The organism is Allobosea sp. NPDC055594 (assembly GCF_053618995.1).
Map to the genome: position 1 here is coordinate 1 of NZ_JBSHIO010000011.1, position 16407 is coordinate 16407.

The window sequence follows — 16407 nt, forward strand, 5'->3', positions numbered from 1 at the left end:
CAGGGCGTGATCTTCGTGCTTTGCGTGCTGCTCTTCCGAGAAGGCATCCTCGGCGTCATCGCCAAATGGATCAAGAAACCGCTCTGAGCGGCGGCTTCAACGCGCCAGCAGGAACGCCGCCAACGCCGCCCGGTCAGCCTCGCCGAGGCCGACGGGCGGACTCATCCAGCCTCCGGGCACAACCGCATCGGGATCGGCGAGATAAGCCTTGAGGCGCTCGGCATCCCAGCGCAGGCCCTTCTCGCGCATAGCAGTGAAGCCGGGCGAGTAGTCGAAGCCGGCGGCCGCGCCGAGGAGCCGACCGGAGAGCCCGTCGAGCGTCGGACCGGCCATGCGCACCCTGCCCGGCTCGAGCGCGTGGCAGGAGCGGCAGCCCTGAAACAAGGCCTCGCCGCGCTTCAATTCGTCGGCTGCCGCGCCCGTACCGCCGGCCAGCGCGAGGACGGCCAGAACGGCGAATCCCAGCCTCACGCGGGCTTCACGGTCTGGATCCGGACCAGCCGATCGGTGCCGCTCTCCCCGCCCCAGGCTTCGCCGGAGCGCCCGTCCATCTGGCGGACATTGGCGCCGGCCCGATCGCTCGGGAAGCTGTGGAAGCTCTCGGTCAACGGGTCGAAGCGGAGGATGGCGTTGGCGGCGAAATCGGTGAGCCAGACCTTGTCGGCATCATCGACATAGACCGAATAGGTGCGCGGCCTGTCGCCCGGCAGCTTCCAGACCTTCCAGCTACCGCTCTCGGTATCATAGGAAGAAACCTGGCCGGAATTCCATTCGCTGACCCAGATCCGGTTCTTCGAATCCGACCAGACCCGCCGCGCACCCTGCCCTTCCGTCGGCGGATCGACCACGGTGAAGGACGTGGTCTCGGTATCGACCCGCGCAATGTAGTTGCCGGCGAGCGAAGCGAACCAGATCTCGCCGGAGGGCGTGCGCGTCATGCCATAGGGGCCAGCGCCGCGCGGGGCGTCGAACACCTCCATCTTGCCGGAATTGGGATCGAGCCGGCCGATGATGCCGTTCTGGCCGCTGAACCAGAGAACACCCTTCTTGTCGAAGACCGGGGTGTTGAGATTGGCGCGCTCGCGGCCCGCCGGCAGCGGGAACAGTCGGACCTCATGGCTCTTGTCGTCGATCCGGGCGATGGCGTTCTGTCCGCCCTCGGTGACCCAGGCGGCGCCGTCCGGGCCGCGCACCACGCCATGCGGCGCCGCGCCCTCACCGAGCGAAATCACCTTGATCTGGCTGTTGCGCGGGTCGAAGCGCCCCAGCGTGCCGTTGCGCTGGCCACAAACCCAGAGCGTGCCGTCACCGGCATCGGTGACATCGCGCGAGCCCTTGATCCCGGGCACGTCGAAATAGGTCACGATGAAGGGATTGCCCGGCCGAGGCTGCTCGGTTGCCTGCGCGCGCAGGATCAGGCCGGGAGCAGCGAGGCCAGCAAGACCGACTTTCAGGAACGAACGGCGCAGCATCGGCTTCTCCTTTCGTCGGCGGCAGGCCGGAGCATCCGGCCATCGGCCCTTGGCCTAAACCGACAAGTTGGTGAAACTTGGCTCGCCGCGCCGCGGTTCCCTCAGAGCTGCCGCTGGACCGAGGCCGGCAAGGTCGAGACCCGCGCCATCTCGCCGCCGAGGAACGCCTCGGGCGCCGCGAGATAGTCGCAGGCCATCGCCATGGCATCGACGCCCCAGAAGATCTCACCGTCGATCAGCAGGCTCGGCACGCCGAATATGCCCGCCGCGACCGCCTCCTCGGTATTCTGGCGCAGGCTGTCCTTGACGTTCTGGTAGCCGATCGCCTGGACGGCGTCGGGCTGACCGCCGGCAATCGCGACCAGACCGAGCACTTGCGGGGCGTTGGCGTCGCGCCCCTCGGCCCAGACCAGCCGGAAGGCCTCCGCGACCGCGTGCTCGTCCCCCTCGAGCGCGGTCAGCAGGCGCAGCATGGCGAGCGGGTTGAACGGATGGCTCGGCGGGAAGCGGAAGGGCACGCCCATGGCCTCGGCGAGATGGGTGGCGAGACGATAGGTGTGTACGCGCTTGGGCGCGATCTCGGCCGGACCGAGCTGGCCCCAGGCCTTGAGCACCGCGCCGAAGACGATCGGCTTCAGCACGACCGGGCGGTAGGCACGGATGTCGTCGAGCTTCGTCAACGCAAGATGCGCGAAGGGCGAGATGATGTCGAAGTACCAGATGGCGGGCTTGGTCACGGGGCTCACTTGATCAGCTTGGCTGCGGCACGGAAATGCGGATGCTCGGCGGTGCGCAGCCATTCGAACACCACCATCTCGGTGGTGACGATCTCGGCGCCATGGCGCTCCATGCGGCGCAGCGCCACCTCCTTGCTCTCGGGTGCGCGCGAGCCGATCGCATCCTGCACCACGACGACGCGGCGCTTGCGGGCCAGCAGGGAGAGCACGGTCTGGCCGACGCAGACATGGGCCTCGCAGCCGCAGATTATCAGTTCCTCCTCGCCTGCAAGGGTCGCGAGAAAGGCCGGCGCGCCACAGGAATCGAAGCTCATCTTGGCGATCACGGGACCTGCCCCGGCGAGCTCGGGGACGGTCGTCCCGAGGCCGGCCGGGTTCTGCTCGGTCATCAGCACGGGCACGCCGAGCAGGCCGGCGGCGTCGACGAGGCGGCGGGCATTGGCGACGAGGCGGGCCCCGTCATGGATCGCCGGCATCAGCCTTGCCTGGAAATCGACGATAACGAGGCGGGAACGGCCGGCATCGATCAGGCTCATCGTCATCGGGCTCCACGCTGGAGCCGGTCCAGCTCCGTTTCGACATGGCGCTCCATCAGCGCGCGCGGCGGCGTTCCAAACATCCGGATGCGCCGCGTATGCGCCAGGAGGAGCACGCCGGAAGCATGGGCGAAGGCATCGGCCATGATCAAGTCTGCAAGCTCCGGATTCGCACCGAGCTCGCGCGCCGCCTCACGGATCGGCGCCAGGCTCGCCTCCAACGCCTCGTTCAGCGTCCGATCGCGTTCGCGGCCGAGGCCGTGCGGGCGCATGCCGCCGCGAAACAGGTAGAAGCCGAGATCGAGATCGCGCGGGTTCTCGGCATAGAAATCGAAGAAGGCGAGCGCGGCCGCGCGGAAACGCTGCGGCAGGGTCGCCGCGCCTGCGACCGCGGCGTCGACGAAGGCGGTCAGCGCCGCAAGCGACTGGCCGAGCACCTCGGCATAGAGCGCCTCCTTCGAGTCGAAATGGAAATACAGTGCCGCCGGGGTGTAGCCGGCTTCGGCCGCGATCGCCCGCAGGGACGCACCGTCGAGACCGTCACGCTCGAAGATCGTCCTCGCTGCGGTCAGGATCAGGCCGCGCTTGAGATCGGTCGCGGCATAGCGGCCGCGCTTTCGTCCCGTCGCCTCCTCCCCCACCCTGGAACTCCTCAAAAAGACCGCTTGACGAAAATCTAACACCGTTCAATTTTGTCGGCAACAACCTGCTGGAGGACGACGCCATGCTGATGGATGCAGCCGCCTATCGCGAGTCGCTGCGCAGCTACCGCCCGCGGGTCTTCGTCAGCGGGCAGAGCGTGAGCTCCGTCGCCGACGAGCCCATGCTGGCACCGGGAATCAACGCGGTCGGCGTCACCTACGACCTCGCCCATGACGAGACCCACCGGCCGATCATGACCGCGCTGCAGCCGAGCTCGGGCAAGACCGTCAACCGCATGCTGCATGTCGACGCCTCGTCCAGCGATCTGCTCGCCAAGCTCGAGGCGGTGCGCCTGGTCTGCAAGATCTCCGGCTGCGCCCAGCGCTATCTGACGCATGACGCCTTCGGCGGCATCCTGCAGGCGACGACGCGGGCCGACGCCAACCACGGCACGGATTACGGCCAGCGCTTCCTCGCCTATCTGCACGATACGCAGAACCGCGACCTGACGATCGGCGTCGCCATGACCGACGCCAAGGGCGACCGCTCGAAGCGGCCGGGCGCGCAGGCGAACCGCGATGCCTACGTCCACATCAAGGAACGGCGGAAGGACGGCATCGTCATCCGCGGCACCAAGGCGATCGTCACCGGCGCGCCGTATATGCACGAATTCCTGGTGATGCCCTGCCGGACCCATGCCCCGGGCGACGAGGCTTTCGCGCTGTGCTGCGCCGTGCCCTGCGATGCGGAAGGCGTCACCATCGTCGCCCGCCCGGCAGGCAGGCCGGGCGATCCGGCCGCGAAATTCTCGGCGAAATACGGACAGTCGACAGGCGCGGTGATGTTCGACGACGTCTTCGTGCCGTGGGACCGGGTCTTCATGGCCGGCGAGATCGAGGAGGCCGGCTATCTCACCACCAGCTATGCCAGCCATCATCGCCATAGCTGCATCGGGGCGCGCGCCGGCTTCGGCGACCTGCTGATCGGCGCCGGAGCGCTGATGATCGAGGCGAACGGGCTCGATGCCGACCGCCATTCCCATATCCGCGAGCAGATGGTCGAGCTGATCACCATCACCGAGAGCTTTTTCGCCTGTGGCGTTGCGGCATCCGTCTACTGCCAGAAGGACGCGTCGGGCGTCGCCATGCCGGACGCCGTGTTCTCGAACATCGGCAAGCTGCTGCTGGCCACCAAGATCTACGACATGCACCGCATCGCCCATTACGTCTCGGGCGGGCTGATCGTCGCCCTGCCCGGGCCGGACGAGGACCACAACCCCGAGACGGCCGGCTCCCTCGCCGCCGTGCTGACCGGACGGCCGGACGTGCCCTATGAGCAGCGGGCGGAGGTGGCGCGCTTCATCGAGGACCTGACCGTCTCGAAGGAGGCCGGCTGGTATTCGGTGATCTCGCTGCATGGCGGCGGCTCGCCCGAGGCGATGAAGCGCGAGATCTGGCGCAATTATCCCGTCATGGAAAAGGTCGAGCTGGTCGAAAGCCTGCTCGACCGCGGCGCCCTCGCCGACGGCTCGCGCACCTCCAAGCAGCCCGGCCGCTGCTGCGTCACGGGCTGCGAGGTGCCGGAACGCATGACGACGCAGGAGGCGGCGGAATAGCGCCCGTACCGTCATGGTCGGGCCTGTCCCGACCATCCCCGTCTTCCCTTCATCCGCGTCGCAAGACGTGGATGCTCGGCACGAGGCCGAGCAGGACGAAAGAGCCCTTCATGACCGCTCACAGCAGCGCCACCCATCAGGTCCTCAACCAGGCCCGGCCGGCGACCGGCTGGAACGCCTTCTCCGGCGATACGGTGCTGCAGGGCGTCGTCGCGCGTCTGGTGCCCTGGGCCACGGGCAAGGCCGGCGCTCTCGGCGCCCTCGCCGGCGATGCCGATACGCAGGATCTCGCACGTCTCGCCAATCGGCACGGGCCGGAACTCAGGACCCATGACCGCTACGGCAACCGCATCGACTGGATCGAGTTCCACCCGGCCTGGCACGAGTTGATGGGTCTCGCCTTCGCCCATGAGGTGCCTTCGCTCGCCTGGACGACGAAGCAGGCCAATGGCCACACCGCGCGGGCGGTGATGTCCTATCTCTGGAACCAGGTCGAGCACGGCGTCGGCTGCCCGACCGGCATGACCTATGCCGCCTATCCCGGCCTCGCCCAGCCGGAATTCGCGCTCTGGCGCGAGAAGATCACCTCGGGCCGCTATGACGAGCGCCCACTCCCGGTGGCGCAGAAGGCCGGCGCCAGCATCGGCTACGCGATGACCGAGAAGCAGGGCGGCTCGGATCTGCGCCAGACCCAGACGACCGCGCGCTTTCTCGAAGACACGCCGGAGGGCCGGGTCTATCTGATCACCGGGCACAAATGGTTCTTCTCGGTGCCGCAATCGGACGGGTTCTTCACCCTGGCGCAGACCGAGAGCGGCGTCTCCTGCCTGTTCTGCCCGGGCTTCCTGCCCGATGGCAGCCGCAACCGGCTGCAGATCCAGCGCCTGAAGGACAAGGCCGGAAACCGCTCGAACGCCTCCTCCGAGGTCGAATTCCGCGAGTGCCTCGGCTGGCTGGTCGGCGCGGAAGGCGCCGGCATCAAGGAGATCCTCTCCCACGCCCATCTCACCCGGCTCGACTTCGCCGTCGGCTCGGCCGGGCTGATGCGGCAGGCGCTGACTTTGGCGCTGAACCACACCCAGTCCCGCCGGGGCTTCGGCTCCTCGCTCGCCGAGCAGCCGATGATGAGCAATATCCTCGCCGATCTCGCCATCGACTCTGAGGCCTCGACGCTGATGGCCTTCCGCATCGCCGCCGCGACCGATGCGATGGAGACGAACGAGCAGGAACGCCATCTCGCCCGCGTCTCGACGCCGCTGGCAAAATTCTGGAACTGCAAGCGCGCCGCCGCCTTCGTCGTCGAGGCGCTGGAATGCCATGGCGGCAACGGCTTCATCGAGGAGAACCCGATGGCGCGGCTCTATCGCGAGGCGCCGCTGAACGCGATCTGGGAGGGCACCTCGAACATGATGTGCATGGACGTGCTGCGCTCCTTCAACCGCGACCCGCGCACCAAGGAGGCCTTCATGGAAGAGGTCGGCAGCGCGCGGGGCGCCGATCGCGCGCTCGACCGCTGGCTCGACCGGCTCGGCACGGAAGTCGCCAAGCCACGCAATGATGACGGCCATGGCCGCCGGCTCGCCAATCTGATGGCCTATGCGCTGCAGGCCTCCGAACTGAGGAAACATGCCGACGAGGCGGTGTTCGAGACCTTCTGCCGCTCACGACTCGACGCCGACTGGGGCTATGTCTTCGGCACGCTAGAGCCCTCGCCGGAACTGGCGGGCATCGTCCAGCGCGCGACGGTGGCGCGGATGTAGCGCGACGGCCGCCCTGTCATTGCGAGCGGAGCGAAGCAATCCAGCCGACGCATCGCGACCCCTGGATTGCTTCGGAGCTTCACTCCCCGCAGTGACGGCAGCGACCGTCACAGCTTTCGAAAATCGCGCGCCCCAAGTCCATCCTCACGAGGAGGCGGACACCCTACCAACCCTATGCGCGCGTTCCGTGGAGCGCCGTCCTCAGGCGGCGCAGCAGGCGTGGGCCCGTGCCGGCTCCTCGTATTCGTCATGGCGCTTGACGAAGCTGAGCGTCGACGTCTCGTTGCGGCCCCTGGGCGCGCGGTCGAGTATCATCAGCGTCGAGACCAGATCCTCGAGGCCGCGGGCATAGGAGGAGTAGGTGTGGAACACCTCTCCCTGCTCGCCGCGACTGAAGGCGCTCATGCCCGGCAGCTCGTCGAAGGCCTGCTCCGAGGGCGTCTGCGTGAAATTGTACGCGACGCTGCCGCTCGCCAATTCCTCCTTGGTGAAGGAGACGTGGAAATCGGCATTGAAGTCGCCGCCGAAAGACGAGACCCAGGGGAAATTCCAGCCCATCCGCTTCTCATAGGCCTCGATCCTGGCGAGCGGCGCCCGCGAGACCGCGACCAGCGTGACATCATGATTGTTGAGATGCGGCAGGGTCCCGTCGAAATGATCGGCCATGAAGGAGCAACCCGGGCAGCCGGCCTCCCAGTCCGGCCCGAACATGAAATGGTAGATCATGAGCTGACTGCGGCCATCGAACAGTTCCGCCAGGCTGCGCCGTCCGGAAGGCGTGTCGAAGGCGTAGTCCTTCTCGACCCTGACCCAGGGCAGAGCCAAGCGCTCGGCATTGATCGCGTCGCGCAGCCGGGTGAACTCCTTCTCTCGCCGCAGAAGCGCGCGGCGGGCTTCCAGCCATTCGGCCTTAGAGGCAAGCTGATGATGCTGCACGGTTTTCTCCCTTCAGCGCTGCGCCCCTGTTCTTGACTTAAAGAGTTGATATCAACATAATTGCACAATGTCAAAATCAGCCCTCATGCCAGCGGAATCGCCGGTCCCGTTCACGACCACGCTGCATGTGCGCGATCACTGCCTGTGCCTGCATATGCAGCGCGCAGCGCGGGCGCTGGCCCGGCTGTTCGACGAGGCCCTGCGGCCACTTGGGCTGACCAACCAGCAATTTTCCCTGCTGATGTCGCTGAACCGGCCGGAACCACCGCCGATCGGCCCCGTCGCCAGCTTGCTCGGCATGGACCGCACGACCCTGACCGCTGCACTGAAGCCGCTCGAGCGGCGCGGCCTCGTGACGATCTCTCCCGGTGACAAAGACCGCCGCAGCCGCCTTCTGGCAATTACCCCGGAGGGACTTGCGCTGCTGGCAGAGGCGATGCCGATCTGGCAGCGCACGCATGATACCGTCGATGCCCGCCTCACCGAGATCGAACCGGCCAAGCTCCGACAGGCGCTTATCGCCGTGTCATAGCCGCGCCACATCGCCCCGCCCCACTGGCCGTTCCCGCCGACGCCGGTCCCGAACCCAGAACGAAGCCGCCAAGGAGCACGCAATGCCTCAGATGATCTTCGTCAACCTGCCAGTGAAGGACCTCGCCAAGTCGATGGCCTTCTTCGAAGCACTCGGCTTCTCGTTCAACCCGCAGTTCAGCGACGAGACCGGCGCCTGCATGGTGATCAGCGACACCATCTTCGCCATGCTGCTGAGCCATGAAAAATTCGCCGGCTTCTCGCCGAAGCCGATCGCCGACACGGACAAGACGACGGAGGTGCTGATCGCGCTTTCACGCGACGATCGCGAGGCTGTCGACGCCATCGTCGAGGCGGCGCTCGCGGCCGGTGGCAGCACTTTCAGCGAGCCGCAGGATCACGGTTTCATGTATGGCCGCGCCTTCCGCGACCTCGATGGCCATGTCTGGGAGGCGTTCTGGATGGATCCAGCCGCAGTAAAGGCCGAGTAGCGCCCTTCGACGAGCGCCGCCGGCCTCACCCCTGCGCGGCCAGCACGGGCGCGGCGCTATGCTGCGACGCCATGTAGTCGTCGAGCGCCCGGCGCTGCTCGGCCGAGAGCCGCAGGCCGAGCTTGCTGCGCCGGAACAGCACGTCCTCGGCGGTTACCGCCCATTCCTGCGCCATCAGCCAATCGACCTCGCGTTCCGTCAGCTCGGCGCCGAAATTCCGGCCGAGATCGGCCATCGAGGCGGCACCTTCCAGCAGGCGCTCAGTGCGAGTGCCATAGGCACGCGCCAGTCGGCATGCCAGCGGCCTAGCGAGCCAGGGCCGCGCCGTGCAGCTCCGCTCGACCAAAGCCTCGAAGCCCTGGACCGGGAAATCGCCGCCGGGAAGCGGCGCCCCGGCAGTCCAGGGCGCGGAGCGAAGCGCCGGCACGGCTGCGGCGAGCTTTTCGACCGCCGCCTCTGCCAGGCGGCGCGAGGTCGTGATCTTGCCGCCGAAGACCGAGAGCAGCGGGGCGGAGCCCGCCGGCTCGTCGAGCTTCAGCACATAATCGCGCGTCGCCTCCTGGGCCTTGCTGGCGCCATCATCATAGAGCGGCCGCACCCCGGAATAGGTCCAGACCACGTCCTCGCGCCGGATCTGCTTGCGGAAGTACTCGCCAGCAGCGGCACAGAGATAGGCGATCTCCTCCTCACTGGCGGCGACCTTGGCCGGATCGGCGTGATAATCCCGATCGGTGGTGCCGATCAGGCTGAAATCGCCCTCATAGGGGATCGCGAAGATGATGCGGCCATCGGCATTCTGGAAGATGTAGCAGCGGTCGTGCTCGAACAGGCGCGGCACGACGATATGGCTGCCCTGGACCAGCCTGACCGCGGCAGACTGCTCGCTCGGGGCGATGCCGTTGAGCACCTCGGCCACCCAGGGCCCGGCGGCGTTGACCAGGGTCCGGGCCGCCGTCTGCGCCCTCATTCCATCCGCAGCCTCGGTCTCGACCAGCCAGTGATCGCCCTGGCGGCGCGCGCCGATGACGCGGGTCCGCGTCTGGATCTGCGCACCGTGCTCGGCCGCATCGCGGGCGTTGAGCACGACGAGGCGCGCATCGTCGACCCAGCAATCGGAATATTCGAAGCCGCGGCTGAAGCGCGGCTGCAGCGGCCTGCCGGCCTCGTCTCGCCGCAGATCGAGCGAACGCGTCGCGGGCAGGAGTTTGCGGCCGCCGAGATGGTCGTAAAGGAAGAGGCCGAGCCGCAGCAGCCACCAGGGCCGCAGGCCTTCGTGATGCGGCAGGACGAAGCGTAGCGGGCGCACGATATGCGGTGCGGCGCGCCAGATCACCTCGCGCTCGGTGAGCGCCTCGCGCACCAGCCGGAACTCGTAATGCTCAAGATAGCGCAGGCCGCCATGGATCAGCTTGGTCGAGGCCGAGGAGGTGGCGCCGGCAAGGTCGCCCTGCTCGAACAGGACGACCGAGGCACCGCGGCCAGCAGCATCGCGGGCGATCCCGCAACCATTCACGCCACCGCCGATGATGGCGACATCGCAGACCGGAGTCGACACGATTACCCTCCCGGCAGGGAGCTTCGGACCCCGCCCGCATCAGGATAGATAATGCGCGCTTTGTTTGCGTGCAATGCAAAAGCGAAATCAAAAGCGAAACTTCAACCTTGCGTCTAGAAGCTCTCCGACATGAAGCGCGTTCCGATCAAACCCCAAGATCATTCCGGCCGGAGCCCTCGGGTCCGGCCTCTGGCCAGCCCAAGGATAAACTCCGCGGAATGCCGGAAACCACCGTAAGGCAGCAGCGCTCTATGATGGATTCCGGAGCTGCGCGGCTTCGCAGCTTGTCCTGAATGACGACAGGTCAAGGCGAAGCTTGCTCTAGGACGAGGCCTTGGTGGCAGTCTCGACCAGCTCGACCCCCTCGCTGCGGCAGAGCTCGCGCAGCGGCTCGGCTTCCAGACGGTCGGTGACGAAGACGTCGACATCGCGCAGATGGGCGATGCGAACGGGAGCCGAGCGCTCGAATTTGGTGCTGTCGGCGACGAGCAGGCATTGCCGGGCGTTCTCGATGATCGCCTGCGAAACCCTGACCTCGCGATAGTCGAAATCCAGCAGGGCGCCTTCCTCGTCGATGGCCGAGGTGCCGATCACGGCATAATCGACCTTGAACTGGCGGATCAGGTCGATCGCCGCCGCTCCGATGACCCCGCCATCCGAGCGCCGGACCGGGCCGCCCGCAACGATCACCTCGATGCGCGGATGCGGATAGAGCAGCGTCGCGACATGCAGGTTGTTGGTGATCACGAGGAGGCCCTGATGGTCGGTCAGCGCGCGGGCGACCTCCTCGGTGGTCGTGCCGATATTGATGAAGAGCGAGGCGTCATTGGGGATCAGTGCCGCGGCCGCGCGGCCGATCGCCGCCTTTTCCTCGCCGGCGATGAAGCGGCGCGCCTCATAGGCGAGGTTCTCGACACTGGAGGCGACGACCGCACCGCCATGGACGCGCGACATCACGCGCTGCTCGCAGAGCTGGTTGAGATCCTTGCGGATGGTCTGGACGCTGACCTCGTAGCGCGACGCCAGTTCCTCGACGCTGACCCGGCCCTGGCTGCGCGCCAGCGTCACGATCTCGCGCTGGCGCGGCGTCAGGCTTTCCATGGGCGAGGCTCCTTCGGGATCGCGCCAAGCTGACGGGACCGGGGGCTCGCGTCAATCGCCGCCCCGCCGCCGACGACGAGACGGGAAACCTGTCAAAAGACATGCTGGTTTGACAAGCAATGCTGTAGCGGTCGAACTGGACGAGAATAGCCCCAGCGATTGAAAGCGCGCACGTGCCGACACAGGTAGACAAGGATGCGCGCCTCATGCGCGCGGTGCTCGCGGCATCGGATGACTGCATCAAGGTGCTCGATCTCGAGGGCAGGCTCACCTTCATGAGCGAAGGCGGTCAGCGTGTCATGGAGGTCACGGACTTCGAGGCGATCCGCGGCTGCGCCTGGCCAGACTTCTGGGACGATGCCGGTGCGGCCGAGACCAGGGCGGCGATCGCAGCGGCGCGCGGCGGCAAGAGTTATCGCTTCCAGGGCCCGGCGAACACCGCCGCCGGCAATCTGCGCTATTGGGACGTCCAAGTCTCGCCGATCATCGGGCCGGACGGCAGACCGGAGGCCATTCTCTCGGTCTCGCGCGACATCACCGAACTCAGGGCCAGCGAAGAGCGCTATCGCTTGCTCGCCGGCGAACTCAACCACCGCATCAAGAACTTGCTCGCCATGGTGCAGAGCATCGTCAACCAGACCTTGCGCCAGGGCGACGAGCCGATCGAGACCGCCAAGCCCCGCCTGCTCGACCGCCTGCGAGCGCTGGGCACGGCGCAGGACCTCTTGCTGTCGGCGAGCCGGCATGGCGCCGACCTGAAACAGCTCGTCGAAGTCGTGCTGGCGCCCCATCGCTTCGGCGCGCGCATCGCGATTGCCGGCCCGGCCGTCGCGTTGTCGCCGAAATGCGCCCTGGCCATGGCGCTGGCCACCCACGAGCTTGGCACCAACGCCATCAAATACGGCGCGCTATCCCATGAAGCCGGCCGCGTCGAGATAGCCTGGCAGCTCGAGGCCGGAGACATGCTGTTTCGCTGGCAGGAGCGCGGCGGCCCGCTGGTCGCACCGCCGACCCGGCGCGGCTTCGGCTCGCAGATGATCGAGAAGGCACTCGGCAGCTATCTTGGCGGCACGGCCCAGACCGATTATGCGGCCGAAGGCATCGTGTTGTCGCTGCGGGCGCCGCTTTCTGGCCTGGCGGAAACCTAGCGCCGCCACGGCAGCCGCGAGCCCGTGCAGCCGCACCGCAAAGCCGCTATCCTCGCCTCGCCGGAAACTGGCCCGGTGGGAGGATGGTGGAAGAACGATGACGGGAACGCGGCGCCGCAGCATCACCCTCCTGTCGGCAGTCGCGCTGTTCGGCCTTGCCTGCGTGCTCTCCTCGCTCTTGCTGCGCCAGCAGGCCGCGGCCGAACTCGCCAAAGCTGGGCAGACCCTGCATCGCCTGATCTCGCAGCGGGCCGACCAGCACGACGCGCATCTGACCAGCCTCTCCGCCCTGGTCCAGGCCGCCGACCCCGCGCCGATCGCGACGGTCGAGCAGGTCGCCGCCAGCATCACGCGCTTCTATCCGCGCATCGTCGGGATCGACGTCGTCGATCTCGCCACCACGCCGCCGGCTTCGCTGCTCGATGTGACCGACCCGGCCATCGTCGCAGCCGAAGCGGCACAGGCCTCCGGCGCGACAGTGCGGACCCGCGCCATCGACGACGGGACGAAGCTGCTCCTGGTCAAGCGCGCCCTGACGGATGGCGTCGGTCACTATGCCATCGCGCTCGTCATCGACATCGCCCGGCTTGCAGCCAGCGACGTGGCACTGCCGGAGGGCACCAGCGCCGAGCTCGGGCTCGCGGAGCACGCGCAGGCAGGCAGGAAGGCCGCCTTCAGCGCCGATATTGCCAGCCGGACCCAGCCACTGCGGCTCAGCCTGGCTACCACGGCGCCGAGATGGCCGACACCGCCGCCGGCCTTTCTCATCGTCGCGGCCCTGCTGACCGCGCTCGGCGCGCTGCTCGTCGACCGGCTGCTCGAAGCCCGGGCCCGGGCGAGCGAAGCCGCGCGCAAAGCCGCCCTGGCAGCTCAGGATGCAAGGCTCGCCCATGCCGGCCGGGTCAACGCCATGGGCGAGCTCGCCTCCGGCATCGCCCATGAGCTGACACAACCGCTGACCGCGATCCTGAGCCATGCCCAGGCCGGCCAGCGCCTCGTCCAGCGTCCCGGGGTCGAGCCCGCCACGCTCGCGCCGGCCCTCGACGCGATTGCGCGCAACGCCAAGCGCGCGGGTGAGATCCTCGGGCGGCTGCGGGCCTGGATCAGCAAGTCCGAGCCCGATCTCGAAATCGTCGATCTCGCCGAGCTTGCGCGCGAGGTCGCCCATCTGCTGACGACAGGAGCCTTGCCGGCCGGCAGCTCGCTCAAGGTCGAGAGCGATGGCAGCCGCCCACTGGTCCGGGCCGACCGGGTCCAGCTCGAACAGGTCGTCTTCAATCTCGGCCGCAACGGGCTCGATGCTGTCGCGGAGGCGAAGGGCGAGCGGGTCGTCACGATCACCGTGGCGACGGAAGCGGGACAGGCCGTGCTCAGCGTCGCCGATAGCGGCCCCGGGCTCTCTCCGGAGGCGCAGGCGCGGCTGTTCGAGCCCTTCTTCACCACCAAGCCCGGCGGGCTCGGGCTCGGCCTTGCGCTCTGCAACCGGCTGATCGAGCGCTTCGGCGGAACGCTGGACGGCGGCAACGCTGCCGCAAGCGGCGCCGTGTTCAGCTTCCACCTGCTTTTGGCGGCCGAAGCGGTTCGCCAAGAGGCCGCCGAATGAGCCTGCGCCTCGTCCATCTGATCGACGATGATTGGGAGGTGCGGGAGGCGCTCGGCTTCCTGCTGCGCACCGTCGGGCTGGACGTCCGGGGCTATCAGGATGCGCTCGCCTTCCTGGACGCCCTGCCCGGCCTGCCGCCCGGCTGCATCGTTACCGATATCCGGATGCCGCGCCTGACCGGGCTGAAGCTGCAGGAGCGCCTGGCGGCGAGCCGCTGCCGCTGGCCGGTGATCGTGATCACCGGCCATGGCGATGTCGAGGCCTGCCGCGTCGCCTTCCGCAATGGCGCGGCCGATTTCCTGACCAAGCCGATCGACGAACAAGTGCTGATCGACACGGTCCAGGCTGCCCTCGCCCGGCTGGAGGCGATGCTCGCGGCGGAAGCGGATGCCTCTTCCGCGCGGCAGCGGCTGGAGCGGCTTTCCGAACGCGAGCGCGAAATCCTCGCCCTGATCGCCGAGGGCCATTCGAGCAAGGAGGCGGCGCGCCGGCTCGGCATCTCGCCGCGGACGGTCGACACGCATCGCGCCCATCTCGCCGAAAAGCTCGAAACCAGCTCGCTCGCCGAGATGGTCCGGCTGCATCTGCAGGGCGCCGATCGGTAGAACTACCGATGCCGCGCGTCGATCACCCTGATGCACGGGGCCGGGCGGCTTCGCCATTCTCCTTTCACGCCGCCACCCTCGGTGGCCGTCAGAGGAGTTCGCCATGTCCTTCGCCCGTCTCATCCTGATTTCCGCCGCCGTCGCCCTGCCGGCCCTCGCCCAGGCCCAGGTGCCGCAGGAGCGCGTCCTACCCTCCGCCATCGCCGTCGAACTGGCCCAGGCGACCGTCGCGGCCTGCGCCGCCAAGAACTTCAATGTCACCGCGACCGTGGTCGACCGCCAGGGCGTCGTGCGCGCCATGGTCCGCGCCGACCGCGCCGGCCCGCACACCCTCGAAGCCAGCCGCGCAAAGGCGTTCACCTCGGCCTCGGCCCGCTCGAACACCGGCGCGATGGCGGAAGCCGCCGCCAACAATGCCGGCGCGCGCAATCTCGTGCACATCCCCGGCTTCCTGCTGCTCGGCGGCGGCGTGCCGGTCAAGGTCGGCGACGATGTCGTCGGCGCGGTCGGCGTCGGCGGCGCTCCCGGCGGCCATCTCGACGAGGAATGCGCCAATGCCGGCCTGCAGGCGATCGCGGCCAAGCTGAAGTAATCTCACGAACGATGCCCGACCGGGCCGCGCCCTCGCCCCCGCGATGGCGCGGCTCTTTGCCGTTCAGGTCCCGGTCAACGCGGCAGGTCGAGCTCGGCCGGCTCGGCCCGGGGCAGCTTCGCCCGATAGACCGGCGCCCAGGCCTGGTCGCCGAGGGCGAAATCGCGACATCTGAGATGACTCCGCCGTCCGCCCTGCGTCACGACGAGGCCGTCGCGATCGCCCTGTCCTTTCACCGTCAGCGAATAGAGCGTGTAGGTGGCATCGCCACGCGAGAAGCGAACAATGTCGCCGGCTGACCCGGCATCGCCGACGACAGCGGTGCTGAAGGCGGAGCCGGGTGGGCGCGGCGGATCGGGATAGACCAGTTCCAGCGCGCCCTTGCGCCCGAAGCGGTAGACGAGCGTGCCCTGGCCCGGGCCGATATCGGCAGAGGCGCAGAGCGAGACGATCCGGCTGCCGATGGCGCAGGAGAATACCGCCTTCTCCTCGCGCAGACAGAGCGTCGGCCGCCGGTCCTCTGCCGCGACCCTCCCCACGACAAGCGCGTCGACGAACAAGGCCGGGAGGAGGCAACGCCGGATCGCCTGCCTCATTTCGACCAGAGCCTTAGCGGGATCTTGCCGCTCCTGCCGCAATCGGCGAAGGCGACCCTATCCTCGTTGAGTACACCGGCGACCTCGCAGCTGTCCTCGCCGACGACCAGCTTCGCGACATAGCTCGCGCCGGTGCGGCTCAAGCGGAGCGTACCAGTCTTCTCGGAAACCTCTCCCGGCCCGCAGATGGCGAGGTGCTTCAGCTGCACCGGCCCGGCGAATTCGCGCTTGCGCCAGAGCCCGGGGACCGTGCCCTCGGTCAGCGTCGCGGAGACGGCCCACTCTCCGGCAAAACCATAGCGGCCTTCAAGCTCGAGTCCGAAGGCCGGCGCCGCGCCGAGCATCACGACTATCGGCAGCACCACCGCCCGCATCGCAGCCCCCTTCCCGGCGTCGTACCGCGCCTGCCGATATTGTGCATTGCCTGCCGGCGTCCGCAACGGCAGCGTGATCGCAACGCCGATCGGCCCTGCGCGCCCGCGCATGG

Annotated in this window: 18 protein-coding genes; 8 read left to right on the forward strand and 10 right to left on the reverse strand. The window is 67.9% G+C overall.

All coding sequences use genetic code 11. The features are described 5' to 3' along the window. Positions 1-96: 96 nt before the first annotated feature. The 5 genes from ACWGRX_RS20030 to ACWGRX_RS20050 form a co-directional block, all read right to left on the reverse strand. On the reverse strand, positions 97-471 hold the full coding sequence (locus ACWGRX_RS20030) for a c-type cytochrome (protein WP_452118966.1): 375 nt from the start codon (positions 469-471) through the stop codon (positions 97-99). Next, on the reverse strand, positions 468-1472 hold the full coding sequence (locus ACWGRX_RS20035; protein WP_452118967.1) for a Vgb family protein: 1005 nt from the start codon (positions 1470-1472) through the stop codon (positions 468-470). Before ACWGRX_RS20035 ends, ACWGRX_RS20030 begins: the two co-directional genes overlap by 4 nt. Positions 1473-1573: 101 nt before the next feature. Continuing rightward, a complete protein-coding gene (locus ACWGRX_RS20040; RefSeq protein WP_452118968.1) occupies positions 1574-2209 on the reverse strand; it encodes a 2-hydroxychromene-2-carboxylate isomerase in 636 nt (211 codons plus the stop codon). A gap of 5 nt (positions 2210-2214) precedes the next feature. Next, positions 2215-2745: an isochorismatase family protein gene (locus ACWGRX_RS20045; protein ID WP_452118969.1), complete on the reverse strand. Its 531-nt coding sequence runs from the start codon at positions 2743-2745 to the stop codon at positions 2215-2217. 2 nt (positions 2746-2747) lie between these two features. Next, a complete protein-coding gene (locus ACWGRX_RS20050) occupies positions 2748-3386 on the reverse strand; it encodes a TetR/AcrR family transcriptional regulator (RefSeq protein WP_452118970.1) in 639 nt (212 codons plus the stop codon). Between the two features lie 83 nt (positions 3387-3469). Between ACWGRX_RS20050 and ACWGRX_RS20055 the strand changes: the two genes are divergently transcribed. Both ACWGRX_RS20055 and ACWGRX_RS20060 read left to right on the forward strand, forming a co-directional pair. Continuing rightward, complete coding sequence (locus ACWGRX_RS20055; RefSeq protein WP_452118971.1) at positions 3470-5002, forward strand: 4-hydroxyphenylacetate 3-hydroxylase family protein; 1533 nt, start codon at positions 3470-3472, stop codon at positions 5000-5002. Positions 5003-5112: 110 nt separating this feature from the next. Continuing rightward, positions 5113-6762, forward strand: a complete 1650-nt coding sequence (locus tag ACWGRX_RS20060) for an acyl-CoA dehydrogenase family protein (protein WP_452118972.1) — start codon at positions 5113-5115, stop codon at positions 6760-6762. 201 nt (positions 6763-6963) lie between these two features. Here the strand turns inward: ACWGRX_RS20060 and ACWGRX_RS20065 are convergent, their stop codons facing one another. Then, complete coding sequence (locus ACWGRX_RS20065) at positions 6964-7698, reverse strand: DUF899 domain-containing protein (protein WP_452118973.1); 735 nt, start codon at positions 7696-7698, stop codon at positions 6964-6966. A gap of 85 nt (positions 7699-7783) precedes the next feature. Between ACWGRX_RS20065 and ACWGRX_RS20070 the strand changes: the two genes are divergently transcribed. Together ACWGRX_RS20070 and ACWGRX_RS20075 are read left to right on the forward strand one after the other, a co-directional pair. After that, complete coding sequence (locus ACWGRX_RS20070) at positions 7784-8230, forward strand: MarR family winged helix-turn-helix transcriptional regulator (protein ID WP_452118974.1); 447 nt, start codon at positions 7784-7786, stop codon at positions 8228-8230. A gap of 82 nt (positions 8231-8312) precedes the next feature. After that, positions 8313-8720 (forward strand): VOC family protein, encoded by a 408-nt coding sequence (locus ACWGRX_RS20075; protein WP_452118975.1) that lies wholly within the window; start codon positions 8313-8315, stop codon positions 8718-8720. A gap of 25 nt (positions 8721-8745) precedes the next feature. Here ACWGRX_RS20075 and glpD read toward each other — a convergent pair whose 3' ends face one another. Then, positions 8746-10275 (reverse strand): glycerol-3-phosphate dehydrogenase, encoded by a 1530-nt coding sequence (glpD, locus tag ACWGRX_RS20080; RefSeq protein WP_452118976.1) that lies wholly within the window; start codon positions 10273-10275, stop codon positions 8746-8748. Between the two features lie 321 nt (positions 10276-10596). Further along, a complete protein-coding gene (locus ACWGRX_RS20085) occupies positions 10597-11376 on the reverse strand; it encodes a DeoR/GlpR family DNA-binding transcription regulator (protein WP_452118977.1) in 780 nt (259 codons plus the stop codon). A gap of 206 nt (positions 11377-11582) precedes the next feature. On the opposite strand from ACWGRX_RS20085, the gene ACWGRX_RS20090 reads away from it, so the two are divergent. The 4 genes from ACWGRX_RS20090 (at position 11583) to ACWGRX_RS20105 (ending at position 15324) form a co-directional block, all read left to right on the forward strand. Beyond that, positions 11583-12524 (forward strand): HWE histidine kinase domain-containing protein, encoded by a 942-nt coding sequence (locus ACWGRX_RS20090; protein WP_452118978.1) that lies wholly within the window; start codon positions 11583-11585, stop codon positions 12522-12524. A 97-nt stretch (positions 12525-12621) separates the two neighbouring features. Then, positions 12622-14127 (forward strand): sensor histidine kinase, encoded by a 1506-nt coding sequence (locus ACWGRX_RS20095; protein ID WP_452118979.1) that lies wholly within the window; start codon positions 12622-12624, stop codon positions 14125-14127. Further along, positions 14124-14732 carry a response regulator transcription factor gene (locus tag ACWGRX_RS20100; protein WP_452118980.1) on the forward strand — a complete coding sequence of 203 codons (609 nt, stop codon included), beginning with the start codon at positions 14124-14126 and terminating at the stop codon, positions 14730-14732. The genes ACWGRX_RS20095 and ACWGRX_RS20100 overlap by 4 nt, the downstream gene beginning before the upstream one ends. 103 nt (positions 14733-14835) lie before the next feature. Then, complete coding sequence (locus ACWGRX_RS20105; RefSeq protein WP_452118981.1) at positions 14836-15324, forward strand: GlcG/HbpS family heme-binding protein; 489 nt, start codon at positions 14836-14838, stop codon at positions 15322-15324. A gap of 74 nt (positions 15325-15398) precedes the next feature. Here the strand turns inward: ACWGRX_RS20105 and ACWGRX_RS20110 are convergent, their stop codons facing one another. After that, entirely contained in the window at positions 15399-15920 is a 522-nt protein-coding gene (locus ACWGRX_RS20110; RefSeq protein ID WP_452118982.1) for a hypothetical protein, read from the reverse strand. Further along, positions 15917-16405, reverse strand: a complete 489-nt coding sequence (locus tag ACWGRX_RS20115) for a hypothetical protein (protein WP_452118983.1) — start codon at positions 16403-16405, stop codon at positions 15917-15919. Before ACWGRX_RS20115 ends, ACWGRX_RS20110 begins: the two co-directional genes overlap by 4 nt. Between the last annotated feature and the right edge of the window lie 2 nt (positions 16406-16407).

Coding starts and splice junctions, on each gene's coding strand:
- ACWGRX_RS20035 (WP_452118967.1), bottom strand. CDS start 1,472: ATGCTGCGCCGTTCGTTCCTGAAAGTCGGTCTTGCTGGCCTCGCTGCT.
- ACWGRX_RS20045 (WP_452118969.1), bottom strand. CDS start 2,745: ATGAGCCTGATCGATGCCGGCCGTTCCCGCCTCGTTATCGTCGATTTC.
- ACWGRX_RS20055 (WP_452118971.1), top strand. CDS start 3,470: ATGCTGATGGATGCAGCCGCCTATCGCGAGTCGCTGCGCAGCTACCGC.
- ACWGRX_RS20060 (WP_452118972.1), top strand. CDS start 5,113: ATGACCGCTCACAGCAGCGCCACCCATCAGGTCCTCAACCAGGCCCGG.
- ACWGRX_RS20070 (WP_452118974.1), top strand. CDS start 7,784: ATGCCAGCGGAATCGCCGGTCCCGTTCACGACCACGCTGCATGTGCGC.
- ACWGRX_RS20075 (WP_452118975.1), top strand. CDS start 8,313: ATGCCTCAGATGATCTTCGTCAACCTGCCAGTGAAGGACCTCGCCAAG.
- ACWGRX_RS20085 (WP_452118977.1), bottom strand. CDS start 11,376: ATGGAAAGCCTGACGCCGCGCCAGCGCGAGATCGTGACGCTGGCGCGC.
- ACWGRX_RS20090 (WP_452118978.1), top strand. CDS start 11,583: ATGCGCGCGGTGCTCGCGGCATCGGATGACTGCATCAAGGTGCTCGAT.
- ACWGRX_RS20095 (WP_452118979.1), top strand. CDS start 12,622: ATGACGGGAACGCGGCGCCGCAGCATCACCCTCCTGTCGGCAGTCGCG.
- ACWGRX_RS20100 (WP_452118980.1), top strand. CDS start 14,124: ATGAGCCTGCGCCTCGTCCATCTGATCGACGATGATTGGGAGGTGCGG.
- ACWGRX_RS20105 (WP_452118981.1), top strand. CDS start 14,836: ATGTCCTTCGCCCGTCTCATCCTGATTTCCGCCGCCGTCGCCCTGCCG.
- ACWGRX_RS20110 (WP_452118982.1), bottom strand. CDS start 15,920: ATGAGGCAGGCGATCCGGCGTTGCCTCCTCCCGGCCTTGTTCGTCGAC.
- ACWGRX_RS20115 (WP_452118983.1), bottom strand. CDS start 16,405: ATGCGCGGGCGCGCAGGGCCGATCGGCGTTGCGATCACGCTGCCGTTG.